Source organism: Streptococcus mitis NCTC 12261 (assembly GCF_000148585.2).
In the GTDB taxonomy this organism is placed as follows: domain Bacteria; phylum Bacillota; class Bacilli; order Lactobacillales; family Streptococcaceae; genus Streptococcus; species Streptococcus mitis.
The window spans coordinates 1851448-1868883 of sequence record NZ_CP028414.1; the positions used below are offsets into that span (position 1 = coordinate 1851448).

General features: G+C 34.8%; 14 protein-coding genes and 3 tRNA genes. 7 read left to right on the plus strand and 10 right to left on the minus strand.

All coding sequences use genetic code 11. The features are described from left to right. The first annotated feature begins 3 nt into the window (after positions 1 to 3). Together yaaA and recF are read left to right on the plus strand one after the other, a co-directional pair. A complete protein-coding gene (yaaA, locus tag SM12261_RS09320; protein WP_000455896.1) occupies positions 4 to 372 on the plus strand; it encodes a S4 domain-containing protein YaaA in 369 nt (122 codons plus the stop codon). A 2-nt stretch (positions 373 to 374) separates the two neighbouring features. Beyond that, the gene (gene recF, locus SM12261_RS09325; RefSeq protein WP_000266646.1) at positions 375 to 1472 is read left to right on the plus strand and encodes a DNA replication/repair protein RecF; all 1098 of its coding nucleotides are present in this window, start codon (positions 375 to 377) and stop codon (positions 1470 to 1472) included. 51 nt (positions 1473 to 1523) lie between these two features. On the opposite strand, the gene guaB is transcribed toward recF, so the two are convergent. Together guaB and trpS are read right to left on the minus strand one after the other, a co-directional pair. Then, on the minus strand, positions 1524 to 3002 hold the full coding sequence (guaB, locus tag SM12261_RS09330; RefSeq protein ID WP_000073419.1) for an IMP dehydrogenase: 1479 nt from the start codon (positions 3000 to 3002) through the stop codon (positions 1524 to 1526). A 151-nt stretch (positions 3003 to 3153) separates the two neighbouring features. Next, on the minus strand, positions 3154 to 4179 hold the full coding sequence (gene trpS / locus SM12261_RS09335; protein ID WP_000165449.1) for a tryptophan--tRNA ligase: 1026 nt from the start codon (positions 4177 to 4179) through the stop codon (positions 3154 to 3156). Positions 4180 to 4384: 205 nt separating this feature from the next. Between trpS and SM12261_RS09340 the strand changes: the two genes are divergently transcribed. Together SM12261_RS09340 and SM12261_RS09345 are read left to right on the plus strand one after the other, a co-directional pair. Then, a complete protein-coding gene (locus tag SM12261_RS09340) occupies positions 4385 to 6007 on the plus strand; it encodes an ATP-binding cassette domain-containing protein (protein WP_000958774.1) in 1623 nt (540 codons plus the stop codon). 59 nt (positions 6008 to 6066) lie between these two features. Then, positions 6067 to 8610, plus strand: coding sequence for a YfhO family protein (locus SM12261_RS09345; RefSeq protein WP_000764978.1), 2544 nt, complete (start codon positions 6067 to 6069; stop codon positions 8608 to 8610). A 25-nt stretch (positions 8611 to 8635) separates the two neighbouring features. Here the strand turns inward: SM12261_RS09345 and SM12261_RS09350 are convergent, their stop codons facing one another. Next, on the minus strand, positions 8636 to 11278 hold the full coding sequence (locus SM12261_RS09350; RefSeq protein WP_000472064.1) for a YhgE/Pip domain-containing protein: 2643 nt from the start codon (positions 11276 to 11278) through the stop codon (positions 8636 to 8638). A 127-nt stretch (positions 11279 to 11405) separates the two neighbouring features. Between SM12261_RS09350 and SM12261_RS09355 the strand changes: the two genes are divergently transcribed. Then, on the plus strand, positions 11406 to 11948 hold the full coding sequence (locus tag SM12261_RS09355; protein WP_001158274.1) for a TetR/AcrR family transcriptional regulator: 543 nt from the start codon (positions 11406 to 11408) through the stop codon (positions 11946 to 11948). Between the two features lie 40 nt (positions 11949 to 11988). Here the strand turns inward: SM12261_RS09355 and SM12261_RS09360 are convergent. The 7 genes from SM12261_RS09360 to rlmH all read right to left on the minus strand — a co-directional run bounded on the left by SM12261_RS09360 (position 11989) and on the right by rlmH (position 15162). After that, positions 11989 to 12062, minus strand: a tRNA-Asn gene (locus SM12261_RS09360). Between the two features lie 5 nt (positions 12063 to 12067). Further along, a tRNA-Glu gene (locus SM12261_RS09365) sits at positions 12068 to 12139 on the minus strand. A gap of 51 nt (positions 12140 to 12190) precedes the next feature. Next, positions 12191 to 12943: a competence system response regulator transcription factor ComE gene (gene comE, locus SM12261_RS09370; protein ID WP_000866073.1), complete on the minus strand. Its 753-nt coding sequence runs from the start codon at positions 12941 to 12943 to the stop codon at positions 12191 to 12193. Further along, entirely contained in the window at positions 12940 to 14265 is a 1326-nt protein-coding gene (comD, locus tag SM12261_RS09375; protein ID WP_020902616.1) for a competence system sensor histidine kinase ComD, read from the minus strand. The genes comE and comD overlap by 4 nt, the downstream gene beginning before the upstream one ends. Positions 14266 to 14277: 12 nt before the next feature. Further along, the gene (gene comC, locus SM12261_RS09380) at positions 14278 to 14400 is read right to left on the minus strand and encodes a competence-stimulating peptide ComC (RefSeq protein ID WP_004238992.1); all 123 of its coding nucleotides are present in this window, start codon (positions 14398 to 14400) and stop codon (positions 14278 to 14280) included. A 165-nt stretch (positions 14401 to 14565) separates the two neighbouring features. Next, positions 14566 to 14639 (minus strand) — tRNA-Arg (locus SM12261_RS09385). A gap of 43 nt (positions 14640 to 14682) precedes the next feature. Continuing rightward, positions 14683 to 15162: a 23S rRNA (pseudouridine(1915)-N(3))-methyltransferase RlmH gene (gene rlmH / locus SM12261_RS09390; RefSeq protein ID WP_000695934.1), complete on the minus strand. Its 480-nt coding sequence runs from the start codon at positions 15160 to 15162 to the stop codon at positions 14683 to 14685. A 182-nt stretch (positions 15163 to 15344) separates the two neighbouring features. Between rlmH and htrA the strand changes: the two genes are divergently transcribed. Then, positions 15345 to 16526: a serine protease HtrA gene (htrA, locus tag SM12261_RS09395; RefSeq protein WP_000681587.1), complete on the plus strand. Its 1182-nt coding sequence runs from the start codon at positions 15345 to 15347 to the stop codon at positions 16524 to 16526. A gap of 57 nt (positions 16527 to 16583) precedes the next feature. Next, a complete protein-coding gene (locus tag SM12261_RS09400; RefSeq protein ID WP_000410370.1) occupies positions 16584 to 17342 on the plus strand; it encodes a ParB/RepB/Spo0J family partition protein in 759 nt (252 codons plus the stop codon). Positions 17343 to 17436: the final 94 nt, after the last annotated feature.

Consider the following 17436-nt stretch of genomic DNA (forward strand, 5'->3'; position numbering starts at 1 on the left):
ATTATGGAATACAAATTATTTGAAGAATTTATTACCCTCCAAGCACTACTCAAAGAACTTGGAATTACACATAGCGGAGGAGCTATCAAATCATTTCTCTCTGAACATTCTGTTTACTTTAATGGGGAATTAGAGAGTCGTCGTGGTAAAAAACTTCGCATTGGTGATAAAATTGACATACCTGACATGAATATTGACATCTTATTGACACAACCTACTTCTGAGGAGCAAGAGGAATATCAAGCTGATAAAGTTGAAAAAGAACGGATCGCTAAACTTGTCAAAGAGATGAATAAGGGATTTAAAAGAGACAAATCGAAACCTACTTCATCACCTAAAAGCAAACAAGCTCCACGATTCCCTGGTAGATAATCATGTGGCTACAACACCTATCTCTCAAAACTTTTCGTAACTACAAAGAGACGAAAATAGACTTTAATCCTAAATTAAATATCTTTTTAGGACGCAATGCTCAAGGAAAAACAAATATACTAGAGGCTATCTATTTTTTAGCCTTAACTCGTAGTCATCGAACTCGAACAGATAAAAATCTCATTCATTTTGATGAGGAACAACTTCATCTTTCAGGTCTAGTTCAGAAAAAAACTGGATCCATTCCCCTAGAAATAGAACTAACACAAAAAGGCCGTGTGACAAAAGTTAATCATTTAAAACAGGCACGCCTTTCAGATTATGTAGGACACATGAATGTTGTCTTATTTGCTCCTGAAGATTTACAACTAATTAAAGGAGCACCTTCAGTTCGACGAAAATTTATTGATATGGAGCTTGGGCAAATTAAGCCAATCTATTTATCAGATTTAACCAATTATAACCATATTCTTAAGCAAAGAAATACCTATTTAAAATCAGCTCAAAAAATAGATGAAACCTTCCTTTCAGTACTAGATGATCAGCTAGTCGATTATGGATGTCGTGTAATGAATCACCGCTTAGATTTTATAAAAAAACTAGAGCATTTTGGTCGTAAGAAACATTTTGAACTTTCTAATCAGATTGAAGAGTTGTCAATATCCTATCAATCTTCTGTAAAGTCAACTGAAAAAGAAGACTTATCAGAATCTTTCAAAATTGCTTTAGAAAAAAGTAGGTCCAGAGATTTATTTAAAAAGAATACTGGTGTTGGGCCTCATCGAGATGACATTTCTTTTTATATAAATGGGATGGATGCTAGTTTCGGAAGTCAAGGCCAACATCGTAGTCTCGTCCTCTCGATAAAATTAGCAGAAATCGAATTAATGGAAAGTATTACTACAGAATCTCCGATATTATTACTTGACGATGTCATGAGTGAACTTGACAACACTAGACAGTTAAAATTATTAGAAACGATTTCTCAGTCAATCCAAACCTTTATAACAACAACAAGCTTAGATCATCTTCAAAATTTGCCAGAAAATCTAAGTATCTTCACTATTCAGGATGGTAAAGTTGCTGTAAATGAAAATTGACAACATTGTAAAAGAACTCCTGTTTTTACTGGAGTTCTTTTCATTGTTTTTTTACATAGAATAATTTGGTGCCTCATTAGTAATTTGTACATCATGAGGATGGCTTTCTTTCAAACCAGCACCAGACATTTCAATAAATTGAGCATTATCGTGTAGCTCTTTAAGGTTCGCTGCACCAAAGTAACCCATACCAGAGCGAATACCACCAATCATTTGAAAGACAATATCAGCTGCCGCTCCTTTATAAGCAACACGACCTTCAATTCCTTCTGGAACAAGTTTGTTTGCTTCATTGACAGAACCTTGGAAGTAACGATCACTTGAACCTTTTTTCATAGCAGCGATTGATCCCATACCACGGTAAGTCTTGAACTTACGTCCTTGGAAGATTTCAGTTTCACCTGGAGCTTCATCAGTTCCAGCAAACATTGATCCAAGCATAACTGCATTTCCACCTGCAGCAAGGGCTTTTACAATATCTCCAGAATACTTGATTCCACCGTCGGCAATGATCGTTTTACCATATTCACGCGCAACAGCTGCAGCATCGTAGATAGCTGTTACTTGCGGAACACCAACACCAGCAATCACACGAGTAGTACAGATAGAACCTGGTCCAATCCCAACCTTGACAACGTCTACACCTGCTTCATAAAGGGCACGTGCACCCTCAGCTGTTGCAATATTTCCAGCAATCAAAGTACGATCTGGGAAGTGAGCACGAATCTCAGCAATTTTACGCAAGACACCTGCAGAATGACCATGTGCAGTATCAATAACAATCGCATCCGCTCCTGCCTCAAAAAGAGCCTCTGCACGTTCAAATGTATCTGAAGTAACACCTACTGCACCTGCAACTAGTAGACGACCAAACTCATCTTTAGCAGCATTTGGAAACTCAATAACTTTTTCAATATCTTTGATAGTAATCAAACCAGAAAGACGGCCTTCTTCATCTACCAACGGAAGTTTTTCAATACGGTGTTCTTGAAGAATGCTTTCAGCCGTTGCAAGATCTGTACCTACAGGAGCAGTAACAAGATTTTCACTGGTCATATGATTTGAGATTGGTTGGTTATAGTCTGAAATAAAACGAAGATCTCGGTTTGTCAAAATACCAACCAATTTACGATTTTCAAGTGTTTCAACAACTGGAACACCACTGATGCGATAACGACCCATAAGCTCATCTGCTTCAGCAATTGTATGTTCAGGCGTCAAGAAGAACGGATCAATAATAACTCCATTTTCAGAACGTTTTACCTTACGAACCTCGTCTGCTTGTTGAGCAATTGACATGTTTTTATGGATAACTCCGAGACCACCTGCACGAGCAATAGCAATGGCCATTTGACTCTCTGTAACTGTGTCCATGGCAGCGGTAATAATTGGGATATTTAAAGTCAAATTATCTGCCAATTTAGTTGTTAAATCAGCATCGTTAGGCAACACATGACTTTCAGCTGGAATAAGCAATACATCATCAAAGGTAAAACCTTTTTTCAAAAATTTAGTGTCCCAATTAGACATTCGAAGTTTCCTCTTTTCTTTCTTTTTGAGCTTGACTCTTTTTATATTGTATCTATCATACCATTCTATAAAAATTTGTCAAATATTACAGGGGTAAATAAAAAACTATCTTTTCTTTGAGATAGAAATGATAGTTTCTTGTAAAATAAACTTAGTTAAAGTAATTGAGTCCCATTGCACCTTTAACCTCAGATAGGGTTTGACCTGCTACTTCACGCGCTCTTTCACTACCTTTTTGAAGCATATTATAAACTTCTCCCATATCCTTAGCAAATTCGATACGGCGCTCACGAATAGGACCAAGTTCACGCTCTAATATTTCAAGTAGATAACGCTTGGTCTTCACATCACCAAGACCACCTCGTTGATAATGTTCTTTCATGTCAGCAATTTCTTGAGCATCTTCTGGACGACCAAAAACATCTAGATAATGGAAAACCATATTTCCTTCAATTTTACCTGGATCCTCAACGCGGATATGATCTGGATCTGTATACATACTCATCACTTTTTTACGCAAAGTATCCGCATCATCAGCTAAATAAATACCATTATTGAGTGATTTAGACATTTTAGCATTTCCATCTAAACCAGGCAAACGCCCTGCTCTCTCATTTTCTGGATAAATACCTTCCGGTTCTACCAAGACATCACAGTTATATGCATTGTTAAAAGAACGAACAATTTCACGAGTCTGCTCAATCATTGGTTTCTGATCTGTCCCAACAGGAACATAGTTGGCCTTAAAGGCTGTGATGTCAGCTGCTTGTGCAATTGGATAAACCAAAAATCCTGTCGGAATGCTTTCTCCAAATTCCTTCTGAGCAATTTCTGTCTTGACAGTTGGATTGCGCTCCAAACGTGCTAATGACACTAAATTCATATAATACATAGACAACTCAGCTAATTCTGGAATTTGGCTTTGAATAAAGATAGTTGATTTACTTGGATCCAATCCAACTGCAAGGTAATCCAAAGCTACATTTCCGATAGACTCTACAATGGTTTGAGGGTCTTTAGCATGATCTGTCAAAGCTTGTTGGTCAGCCAAGAACACAAACATATCATACTTATCCTCTTCCTGTAATAATACTCGATTTTTGAGACTTCCAACATAATGTCCAATATGCAATTTTCCTGTTGGACGGTCTCCTGTTAAAATAATGGGTTTAGTCATTTTGTTCTCCTTCGATATAGTCCCTTCAATTATAGCATTTTTTTAATGAAATAACCGTAATTTATCAAAATAAATCAGCCTTGCTATTTACGGATTTGTGTAAAGTATGCTGTAAATTTAATTTACACAAAATTGATAGATAAAAATTTGAATATTTCCGTATTTTCTAGTAGAATAAATATATTACATATATAGGAGAAAAACATTGCTTACAGTATCTGATGTTTCACTACGTTTTAGTGATCGCAAACTTTTTGATGATGTCAATATCAAATTTACAGAAGGAAATACTTACGGATTGATCGGTGCTAATGGTGCCGGAAAATCAACCTTTTTAAAAATTTTAGCTGGAGATATCGAACCTACTACTGGTCACATCTCTCTTGGTCCAGATGAACGTCTCTCTGTTCTTCGTCAAAATCACTTTGACTATGAAGATGAACGTGCCATTGATGTTGTTATCATGGGAAATGAAAAACTTTATAGCATCATGAAAGAGAAAGATGCCATCTACATGAAGGAAGATTTCTCAGACGAAGATGGAGTGCGTGCTGCCGAACTTGAAGGAGAGTTTGCCGAGCTTGGGGGATGGGAAGCAGAAAGTGAAGCCTCTCAACTCCTTCAAAACCTAAATATCCCAGAAGAATTGCACTATCAAAATATGAGCGAATTGGCCAACGGTGAAAAAGTAAAGGTTCTCCTCGCCAAAGCACTTTTTGGTAAACCAGATGTCCTTCTTTTGGACGAGCCGACCAATGGTTTGGATATCCAATCAATTACATGGCTAGAAGACTTCTTGATTGATTTTGATAACACCGTTATCGTAGTATCACACGACCGTCACTTCTTAAACAAAGTATGTACTCACATGGCCGACCTTGACTTCGGAAAAATCAAACTCTATGTCGGAAACTATGACTTCTGGAAGGAATCTTCTGAACTCGCTGCTAAATTGCTAGCAGACCGTAATGCTAAAGCAGAAGAAAAAATTAAACAATTGCAAGAATTCGTTGCTCGTTTCTCTGCTAATGCTTCTAAATCAAGGCAAGCAACATCACGTAAGAAAATGCTTGATAAGATTGAACTTGAAGAAATTGTACCATCTAGTCGTAAATATCCATTTATCAACTTTAAAGCGGAACGTGAGATTGGTAATGATCTCTTGACAGTAGAAAATCTAACTGTAAAGATTGATGGTGAGACTATTTTAGATAATATCAGCTTTATCTTGCGTCCAGGTGATAAGACAGCGCTTATTGGACAAAATGACATCCAAACGACTGCATTAATTCGTGCAATCATGGGGGACATTGACTATGAAGGAACTGTCAAGTGGGGAGTAACTACTAGCCGTTCTTACTTGCCAAAAGATAACTCGGCAGATTTTGCAGGAGGAGAGTCAATCCTTGACTGGTTGCGTCAATTCGCAAGTAAAGAAGAAGATGACAATACTTTCCTACGTGGCTTCCTCGGCCGTATGCTCTTCTCTGGAGATGAGGTTAACAAACCTGTAAATGTCTTGTCAGGGGGAGAAAAAGTTCGTGTCATGCTTTCAAAACTCATGCTCTTAAAATCAAATGTCCTTGTACTTGATGATCCAACCAATCACTTGGACTTGGAATCTATCTCAAGCTTGAATGATGGATTGAAAAACTTTAAAGAATCAATCATCTTTGCCAGCCATGACCACGAGTTTATTCAAACTCTAGCCAACCATATCATTGTCTTGTCTAAAAATGGCGTCATTGACCGTATCGATGAAACCTATGATGAATTCCTAGAGAATGCAGAAGTACAAGCAAAAGTTAAAGAACTTTGGAAAGACTAAAAAAATTCAAAACTCAGTTGGGTTAACCAGCTGAGTTTTCTAACATTTTATGAGGTAACATGAAATTATTTTTTAAAACATATTGGACCTATTTTGTTTCTTTCATCATTCCCATAATCATTATGATAGGAGTATATCTATCTCAAGGTATCTACTGGAATAGCGATACATCTCCACTATTAGGAGATGGGTTTCATCAATACGTTATTTTTGATATAGCTCTAAGAAATATCCTACACGGAAATGGTAGTTTGTTCTACACCTTTACAAGTGGCCTCGGATTGAATTTCTATGCCCTATCTAGTTATTACTTGGGTAGTTTCCTTTCACCACTAGTTTACTTTTTTGATCTAACTAATATGCCAGATGCTGTCTATCTGACAACTCTCTTAAAATTTGGATTGATTGGACTGTCAACTTACTTTAGTTTAAATAAATTATTTCAATCGATTCCTAATCCTTTAAAACTAGCTTTATCTACTTCCTATGCTCTGATGAGTTTCACTGTCAGTCAATTAGAGATAAAAACCTGGCTAGATGTTTTTATCTTGATTCCTTTAATTATAACTGGTTTACAGATACTCATCACTAAAAAGAAATTCCTATTGTACTTTACAAGTCTGTCAATCTTATTTATCCAAAACTATTATTTTGGCTATATGACAGCATTGTTTCTTATTTTCTGGTATCTCTGTCAAATTTCTTGGGACTTTAAAACCCGAAAATCATCTTTTCTTGATTTCATAATCACCTCTGTTTTAGCTGGTATGGCTAGTTTGATTCTGATTCTTCCTACTCTGTTTGATTTACAGACACATGGGGAAAAATTGACTGAAGTTACAAAGTTTCAAACTGAAAGTAGCTGGTATCTTGATCTTTTTGCTAAGCAATTCATCGGTTCCTTTGATACAACAAAGTATGGGGCCATCCCAATGATTTTTGTTGGACTACTTCCCTTTATTTTGACCATTTTATTTTTTACGCTGAAATCTATTAAGTTTCATGTGAAACTTATCTATGCAATCTTCTTTACATTTCTAATTGCAAGCTTTTATATTGAAGTTCTTGATTTATTTTGGCAAGGCATGCATACTCCAAACATGTTTTTACATCGCTATGCTTGGATTTTCTCTACCTTGTTAATTTACACAGCAGCGGAAGTCTTAAATCGTCTGAAAGAAATTAAAATCTGGAATTTTTTAGTTTCGCTTTTTCTTATAGTAACAGGATTTTTAGCTACCATCTATCTAAAATCGCATTATTCTTTTTTAACAGATTTGAATATTCTGCTTACTCTTGAATTTTTGGTTGTCTATTCGCTTTTACTCCTTGCAGTTATCAAAAAGTTTATCTCTGTAAATCTATTTGCCATTCTAATCTCTTTATTTATAATGGTTGAAATGAGTTTAAATGCTTCATCTCAAATGGACGGAATTGCTAAAGAATGGGGTTTTGCTTCTCGAAGTTCATATAATCGAGATATCCCAGCTATGGAATCTTTCTCAACAGATATTGGAAATCAATTTACTCGTACTGAAAAACTACAAACTCAGACAGGAAATGACAGTATGAAATTCAACTACAATGGAATCTCTCAATTTTCATCTGTTCGAAATCGTTCAGCAAGCTCTACTTTGGATAAACTTGGGTTTAAATCCTCTGGGACTAATCTCAATCTCCGCTATGCAAATAATAGTATTTTGGCTGATAGTTTATTTGGTATCCAGTACAATATCTCAGACAACCCTATTGATAAGTATGGTTTTAAAGATATCTATCAAAAAGATAATCTTGCCCTATATGAAAATCAATTCTCTCTTCCGATTGCATTTGCTAGTCAATTTGTTTACAATGATGTCAAGTTCAATGAACATACTTTAGATAATCAAGCCTCGTTTTTAAATCAACTTGCTAACGTCGATTTTGATTATTTTTCTCCAATCCTTTATGAAAAAACCGAAAATACTGATGATTTGATTAGTGTTACAAGTTCTTCAAATGAGGATGCAGCAATCCAGTATCAAATTGAAGTGCCAGAAAACAGCCAAGTTTATCTTTCTTTCACAAACCTTCACTTTTCTAATGATAAACAAAAGAAGGTTGACATCCTTGTAAATAGTGAAAAAAAGACTTTTACAACTGATAATGCCTTCTCCTTCTTTAATCTAGGATATACAAAAGAGAAAAAAACTTTCAATATCAATGTTAGTTTCCCTGGAAATTCACAAGTATCATTTGAATCTCCTACCTTCTATCGTTTAGATACCCAAACTTTAACTGAGGCTATTCAAAAAATCAAAGAACAACCTGTAACAGTATCAACTTCTAAAAACAAGGTTTTTGCTACATATGATGTCCAACAAGATACATCTATTTTCTTCACCATTCCTTATGACAAAGGTTGGTCTGCCTACCAAGATGGTAAGAAAATAGAAATTAAACAAGCTCAAACTGGATTTATGAAAGTTGACGTTCCCAAGGGGAAAGGAACTATTACACTTTCCTTCATTCCCAATGGTTTTATTACTGGAGCAATCTGTTCCTTTACTTCTCTCTTACTATTTGGAATCTATAATCACAGACAAAAGTCATCTAAGGCATAAAAAATCGACCAGTTGGTCGATTTTTTTAATCTTCTTCCATTTTCTTAGGCTGATAGGCTAGCATACCTAAACCAATAAATAGTACTAGTATCACAGAAAGGAAAATGACTTGATGATGAATATTTCCTGTCATAGAGATTGTTTCTCGTAATCCAGAAACTGAATAACTCATTGGTAACCAAGGATTAATGGCTCTAAAGAAATCATTTGTCAAAGCAAGTGGGTAAGTACCTGCACTTGATGCTAACTGTAATAAAAGCAAAATAAGAGAAAAGAAAGCTCCTATACGGCTATTCCATGTTGTTAAAGCGGTCACCATGGACATGAATACTAAACTTGTTAGGATAATGAGAATAAATGTTCTCATCTCATGATTTGCAGTTAAACCAATAAGATGAACTCCTCCATATACCAAAATTCCTGCCAAAACAGCTATAATACCATTTATTTCTGCTCGAGATTTCAACCAAGCCCAACGACTCTCCGGATGACGTCCTGAAGGCAGCTTCGCAAAGATCATATTTGTTGATATTGCTGCAACAAAAAGAGCAACTGATATCATATAAGGAGCCATTGCAACTCCATTTACAGGAACTTGATCATTGTCTGTTTTGGAAAGACTGAGAGGATTTGATAAAATCTCTGCATTTTTAGATTCCGTAGATGCTGATTTGAGTTGATCACTGGCATTACTCAATCCTTGTCCTAAAGAAGCAACTCCTGTCTGTAAACCTTCCAAGCCAGAAGTTAACTTTGTTCCACCTTCTGCTAGTTTCCCAGCTCCATTTGCCAATTTATTAGCTCCACTTTCTAATTGAGAAGCACCTGAAATTAACTGACTGGATTTGTCAGCTAGTTGGCTAGAGCCTGATTGCAATTTATCAACTCCTGCTATCAATTCTTGACTCTTTTGATTCAATTGGTTAGAGCCAGTTGATAATTTTTCAATACCAGACACTAATTCTGGAGTTTTTTCAACTAATTGACCAACTCCTGCTGTCAAGTTAGAAGATTTTTGTGTCAAGGTAGTTGAGCCTGAAACTAATTGGTCCAAACTACCTGTCAAGGTGGAATTCTTTTCACTTAGTTGACTTGCGCCTTGAGAAACTTTATCAACACCTGCAGTATATGCATTTACACCTGATGTAATAGACTGACTGGCAGGAACTAATTTGCTAGCAACAGCTCCTTGTATCTCTGTTAATCCACTTGACAATTCTGTCAAAGAACTAGAAGCGATAGGTAATACTTGATTAGCTTGATTTTTTAAAGTCGAAAGATTAAAAGACTGATTTTGTAAGTTTTCCAAACTTCCCTGTAAACCTTGAGCTAAAGCTACAATTGACTGAGCCGATTGAATACTATCAGTCGAATTTTGAGATACAGAAGCGCTTATCTCAGCTTGTTGCTCACTTGTCAATGATTGATAAGCTGCTGTCGATTGAATATTGGCTAATGTAGTCGCTTTATCAGACTGAACACTTGCTAACATTTGATTAGAAAGAGATACTATACTTGATAAAACAGAATCTAATTGTTTTGTATCTCCAACATCAATATTTTGAATAGCTTGATTTAACTGATTCAAACCAGAAGATAATTTATTAATTTGATCTTTTTGCTCAGACGAAGTATCTAACTTGCTAGAAAGTTGTTGAATCCCTTCACTTAATTGCTCCACACCCATTCGAAGTGTAGCTGATTGATTAGATAACTGATTAGCACCTGTTGCAAGATTTCCCACTCCATTTGTATAGGCACTAACACCAGATGAAAATTGATTAAGACCAGCATTGAGCTTAGAAACACCGCCAGTATAAGATTCTACACCAGTATATAATTGATTAATTCCCCTCACTAATTCAGGGCTTTTAGAAGATAATTGACCTAACCCACTATCTAATTGACTCACTGCACCAGTATATGTAACTAAACCACTATTAAAATTCCCTAAGCCAAGATGAAGTTGTTCAACACCAGAGACATAAGAGGATAATCCTTTAGTAAACTGCTCCGTTCCATTTGAAAATGTTAAACTTGAAGCTGCTAAAGAGTTTAGGTTAATAGTTAATGTTTGACTTCCTGCCACTAACTGATTCGCTCCATCAGTTAGTTTTTCACTTCCAGAAGCTGCTTGACTCATACCATCCTTTAAATCGACCATTTTGTTGAATAAAGCTTTAGTATAGGTCTCGGTTACATTGGTAGAAACACTCTGCTTTAATTGTGTCATTGCAGAATCACTCATCTTGCTGGCAATAAAGCTATGACCACTTGAAGTCTGATAATCGATTTGCATTTGCTCAGGGTGATCCGTTAAAATAGAAGCTGCTTTTTCAGACAAGTCACTTGGCAAAGTGACTACCATATAATAATCACCGTTTTCTAGACCCTTCTTACCTTCTTCTTCATCTACAAAATGAAAATCCAATGATTTATTTTGCTCTAAATTAGACACCATGTCTTTTCCTATAGACATGCTATTACCATTATAAGAGGCCTCTTTATCATTATTGACAACTGCCACAGGTAAGTCAGACACTTGACCATATGGATCCCACATTGAGGATAAAAATATGATATTGTACAGAGCGGGAATAAGAGAAATTCCTATCATGACAATAATAAAGGTTGGTTTTTTAAAAATTGCTTTCCATTCTTTAAACATAGTTTCTCCTTTTTTAAACATATTGTCTAAAATTTTGATATAATAGATTATACATTAAAAAATCTAAATTACAAGATAAAAAATCCATTTTTAGACATATAGTCTAATTTGTTTACAAGGAGGAAATATGCAAGAAAGTAACAAACGCTTAAAAACAAAGCGAACTATTGAAAATGCTATGGTACAATTACTCATGGAACAGCCATTTGATCAAATTTCTACTGTCAAGCTAGCAGAAAAAGCTGGAATTAGTCGTTCCAGCTTCTATACTCACTATAAGGATAAGTATGATATGATTGAGCACTATCAAAGCAAGCTATTTCATACATTTGAATATATTTTTCAAAAACATGCTCATCACAAAAGAGATGCTATTCTAGAAGTATTTGAATATCTAGAGTCAGAACCACTTCTAGCTGCCCTTCTTTCTGAAAATGGGACTAAAGAAATCCAAAATTTCTTAAGAAATAAACTTCATATCATGCTCAGTACAGATTTACAAAAACGATTTATACAACTGAATCTCAATACCACTGAATTAGAATACAGTAGCATCTATCTAACTCACGCACTTTTTGGTGTTTGCCAAACTTGGATTGCACATGGAAAAAAAGAAAGTCCTCAAGAAATAACAGACTTCCTCATGAAGATGCTTGGTGATACGAATTGATGCAAAAAAGGGAACAACACTGTGTTCCCTTTTATCTATACTCCGCCAGTAGGACTCGAACCTACGACATCATGATTAACAGTCATGCGCTACTACCAACTGAGCTATGGCGGATAAAATAGTCCGTACGGGATTCGAACCCGTGTTACCGCCGTGAAAAGGCGGTGTCTTAACCCCTTGACCAACGGACCTTCTATCTGTAGCAGATATAACCATTATATCAATTTCTTACTAATTGTCAATCACTTTTGAGATTTTTTCTCTAGAATATCTTTTAATTTTCTAATTTTTAATCTTGAAATAGGACAACGATGGTCTTCATAGAAAACAATTTCTAAGTTTTTTCGATCAATTTCTCTGATATTGCCTATATTTACCAAAAATGACTTATGAGGAGAATAAAATCGCTGAGTATGTTTGTCCTTTTCCTGAATATCTGTCATGGTACCGTAAAACTCTTTGGCAAAATTCTTACCAATAATGCGTAATTTATGAGAGACACCTGTCGTTTCAATATACAAAATATCATGGTAAGGAATTTTTAAATCATTTCCCTTGTAATTGTAGTCAAAATAATCTACAACATCTTCATTTTCAAGTAACATACTCTTCGTGTAGAAGATATTTTGCTCAATTCTCTTCTTAAACAACTCATCATTGATATCCTTATCAACAAAATCTAAGGCTGATACCTGGTATTTATAGGTTAGAGTCGCAAACTCTGATCGACTGGTGATAAAGACGATAATAGCGTAAGGATTGTGATGACGAATAAACTGAGCAACTTCAAACCCTTTTTTCTCAATTCCATGAATATCAATATCTAGAAAATAAAGCTGGTTTACTTCATCATTTTCGATATATTCCTTAAACTCACGAACTTTTCCCGTTGTCTTGTATGATATTGGAATATTCGATTCTTTCGAAATTTCATCCAATATTCTCTCTAGTCTCACTTGATGTTCAATAACATCTTCTAAAATTAAAACTTTCATTCAAATTCCCTCTTAAACCTAATAATTTGTCTAAATGTACTGCCTTCCATCTCTGTTTCTAAAATAATATTGTTGTATTTATCTAGTAGTTCTTTCACATTATTTAAGCCTACTCCGCGATTTCTTCCCTTAGTGGAGAATCCTAAGGCAAATAGATCTCCTGAAGGAGTCATCGTCATTTTACATGAATTCTGAATCACAATAACTGTTTCGGTTTCCATCTTAATAACTGCTACTTCCATTTGTTTTTTATAGCTATCAGCTGATCCTTCTACAGCATTGTTCAATAAAACACTCATGATACGAACCAAATCCAATAGTTCAATTGGGAGCTTGGTAATCTTATCTTTTACTTCCAGTGTAAACTCTACACCATTATTTCGAGCATAGACAATTGACTGAGCAACCAAACTTCGTAAAGCTGAATCTTCTATGTTGTTCAAGTCAAAGTAAGTATACTTATCTGAACGCAGTTTGTGATTTGCTTTGACCAAAACTTCATTGTAAACTCTGTCAATTTCCTGTAAATCACCACTATCAATTGCCATCTGCATGCTGACAAGCATCCCGGCATAGTCATGTCGAAAACCACGGATTTCATTATACAGTCCGACAATTTCATCTGTATAATTCTGTAAATGTTTCTGTTCAAATTTCTTCTGCTTCAAAGCAATCTCTTTCTCCATTTTTTCTTTATGCGAATTCATTGCAAAAAAGGTCAAAAGTAAAGAGATAAAGACAATAGATGATAAAATACTTCCAAAACTATTCAAATGTTTAATCGTACTTACCATATCTGAAATGAAAGATACAACATGTAGAAGTAGTAAAGCAAAAAAGACTTTTTTCAAGAAAGGATAGAGATAATCTTTGTCAAAATAGTTTAGTTCCAAATGGAAATAACGAATGATTGTTACGATAACAACATAAGTCAACGCCACTACAACTAAAAAGAATAGACTATGATATTGTAGGGCAGTATCATCTCCTATTATAGAGGATAAAGTTACGGATAGAAAGGTATGAGTGCTATTATATAAAAGGGATAGTAGTAAACTTAAGAATACTCCTCTATACTTCTCATACTTTTTAATAAATCTAAAATATGAATATAATACCAAAGGAAATAAAAATTTTTCAATTCCTAATCCATCTAAGTATATAAAATAAAAGGAAAGTTCAAATACTGATTCTACTAGGAATGTATAACCACCAAAAAAGCATAGTTCTTTTATATTTATTTTATTTTTACATATTAAATAGTAACTTTTACTAATAATAAAAATATGTAATATCACAACTAATACTGCAAGAAAATCCATTATTCCACTCCTTTATCTTCTTTTAAAGAAATTAAAGAAAATATTATGTGTTTGCCTTATCTCCCCACCTTGAATATTTTGCAAGTCTTTTTCCTTCAATTCTACAAACTTATCTAAATTAACTGTGTTTTTCATAATAAAATCTCCTAAAATGTTTTTTTCTTGTAAACTAACTTACAAAAACTATTATACAAAATGGAATTTCGTTTTAGATAAAATTCTCTCAACTGTCATTTTTTTCTCCCCAAGTGTACTTTTTTAAGAAAAAAGCCGGGAAAATTCCCAGCTTTGCTACTATATTGATCCCAGCAGGATTCGAACCTGCGACCGTTCGCTTAGAAGGCGAATGCTCTATCCAGCTGAGCTATGAGACCTAATACAGCTATTCTACCAAAAATTCAATTGAAAGTCAATTTTCTATTTATGATAGGGCGAGCCCTGCTGTATTGTAAAAGCTCGATAGATTTGTTCAACAAGGACTAGTCTCATTAACTGATGGGGCAAGGTTAAACGACCAAAACTAACAGAGAGATTGGCTCTCTTTTTTACATCCTGTGCTAGTCCCAGACTCCCTCCAATAATAAATGTAAGAGTAGAAAATCCTTTTATAGAAGCTTCTTCTAATTGTTTACTAAATTCTTCTGAGGAGAAAGTTTTCCCTTCGATAGCCAACACAATCACGAAATCACGGTCACCAACTTTTGATAAAATTCTCTGACCTTCTATTTCTAAAATCTTTTGATTTTCTGATTCACTGGCCTTATCTGGTGTTTTTTCATCTGCCAGCTCTATCATTTCAAGCTTAGCAAATCGAGAAATTCGTTTTGAATACTCTGCAATACCATCTTTTAAATACTTTTCTTTCAGTTTCCCAACTGTTACAACTTTAATTTTCATGACTCTATTCTAACATATTCTCTATTTTTTCACATCTTATTCACAAAATAAAAGGTTAATTTTAGCCGAGAAAACCACAGATTTTTTAAAGTTATCCACAATCTGTGTAAAACTTTTGTGTTTAAGTTATAATTAAGCTAGTCAGTTTATACTTTCAGTAATTCAAAAATATGGAGGCAAATATGAAACATTTAAAAACATTTTACAAAAAAGGGTTTCAATTATTAGTCGTTATCGTCATTAGCTTTTTTAGTGGAGCCTTGGGTAGCTTTTCAATAAACCAACTAACTCAAAAAAGTACTGAAAGTACCTCTAACAACAATAGTACTATTACACAGACTGCCTATAAGAATGAAAATTCAACAACACAGGCTGTTAACAAAGTAAAAGATGCCGTTGTTTCTGTTATTACTTATTCAGCAAACAGACAAAATAGCGTATTTGGTAATGATGATACTGACACAGATTCTCAGCAAATCTCTAGTGAAGGATCTGGGGTTATTTATAAAAAGAATGATAAAGAAGCTTACATCGTCACCAACAATCACGTTATAAATGGTGCCAGCAAAGTAGATATTCGTTTGTCAGATGGAACTAAAGTACCTGGAGAAATCGTCGGAGCTGATACTTTCTCTGATATTGCTGTCGTCAAAATCTCTTCAGAAAAAGTGACAACAGTAGCTGAATTTGGTGATTCTAGCAAGTTAACCGTAGGAGAAACTGCTATTGCCATCGGTAGCCCATTAGGTTCTGAATATGCTAATACTGTCACTCAAGGTATCGTATCTAGTCTTAATCGAAATGTATCTTTAAAATCTGAAGATGGACAAGCCATTTCTACAAAAGCCATCCAAACTGATACTGCTATTAACCCAGGTAACTCTGGTGGCCCACTAATCAATATTCAAGGACAGGTTATCGGAATTACCTCAAGTAAAATTGCCACAAATGGAGGAACATCTGTAGAAGGTCTTGGTTTTGCAATCCCTGCAAATGATGCTATCAATATTATTGAACAGTTGGAAAAGAACGGAAAAGTTACTCGTCCAGCTTTGGGAATTCAAATGGTCAATCTCTCAAATATTAATACAAGTGATATTAGAAGACTGAATATTCCAAGCAATGTAACATCTGGTGTAGTTGTTCGTTCTGTGCAAAGTAATATGCCTGCCAATGGTCACCTTGAAAAATACGATGTTATTACAAAAGTAGATGACAAGGAAATTGCTTCATCAACAGACTTACAAAGTGCTCTTTACAATCATTCTATCGGAGATACCATTAAAATAACTTACTATCGTAACGGTAAAGAAGAAACTACATCTATTAAACTTGACAAGAGTTCAGGTGATTTAGAATCTTAATTGACATCTATGTAAAGAAAGCTTTACATAAGATAAAAGATGTGTTAGTGTAGAATCATGGAAAAATTTGAAATGATTTCTATCACAGATATACAGAAAAATCCCTATCAACCTCGAAAAGAATTTGATGGAGAAAAACTACATGAACTAGCACAGTCTATCAAAGAAAATGGGGTCATTCAACCGATTATTGTTCGTCAATCTCCTGTTATTGGTTATGAAATCCTTGCAGGAGAGAGACGCTATCGGGCTTCACTTTTAGCTGGTCTAAGGTATATCCCAGCTGTTGTTAAACAGCTTTCAGATCAAGAGATGATGGTCCAGTCCATCATTGAAAATTTGCAAAGAGAAAATTTAAATCCAATAGAAGAAGCACGCGCCTATGAATCTCTTGTAGAGAAAGGATTTACCCATGCTGAAATTGCAGATAAAATGGGCAAGTCTCGTCCTTATATCAGCAACTCTATTCGCTTGCTGTCCTTGCCAGAACAGATCCTTTCAGAAGTAGAAAATGGCCAACTATCACAAGCCCATGCGCGTTCGCTAGTTGGGTTGAATAAGGAACAACAAGACTATTTCTTTCAACGAATTATAGAAGAAGACATTTCTGTAAGGAAGTTAGAAGCTCTTCTGACAGAGAAAAAACAAAAGAAACTGCAAAAAAATGATTATTTCATACAAAATGAAGAAGAACAGTTAAAAAAAATACTCGGATTAGATGTAGAAATCAAACTGTCTAAAAAAGATAGTGGAAAAATCATTATTGCTTTCTCAAACCAAGAAGAATACAGTAGAATTATCAACAGCCTGAAATAAGGCTGTTCTTTTATTTTTTTATCTCACAAGGTTATCCACTATTTTTTTCAAAAAAAAGCTTCATAAATCAATAGTTTCTGATTTTATCCCCAAC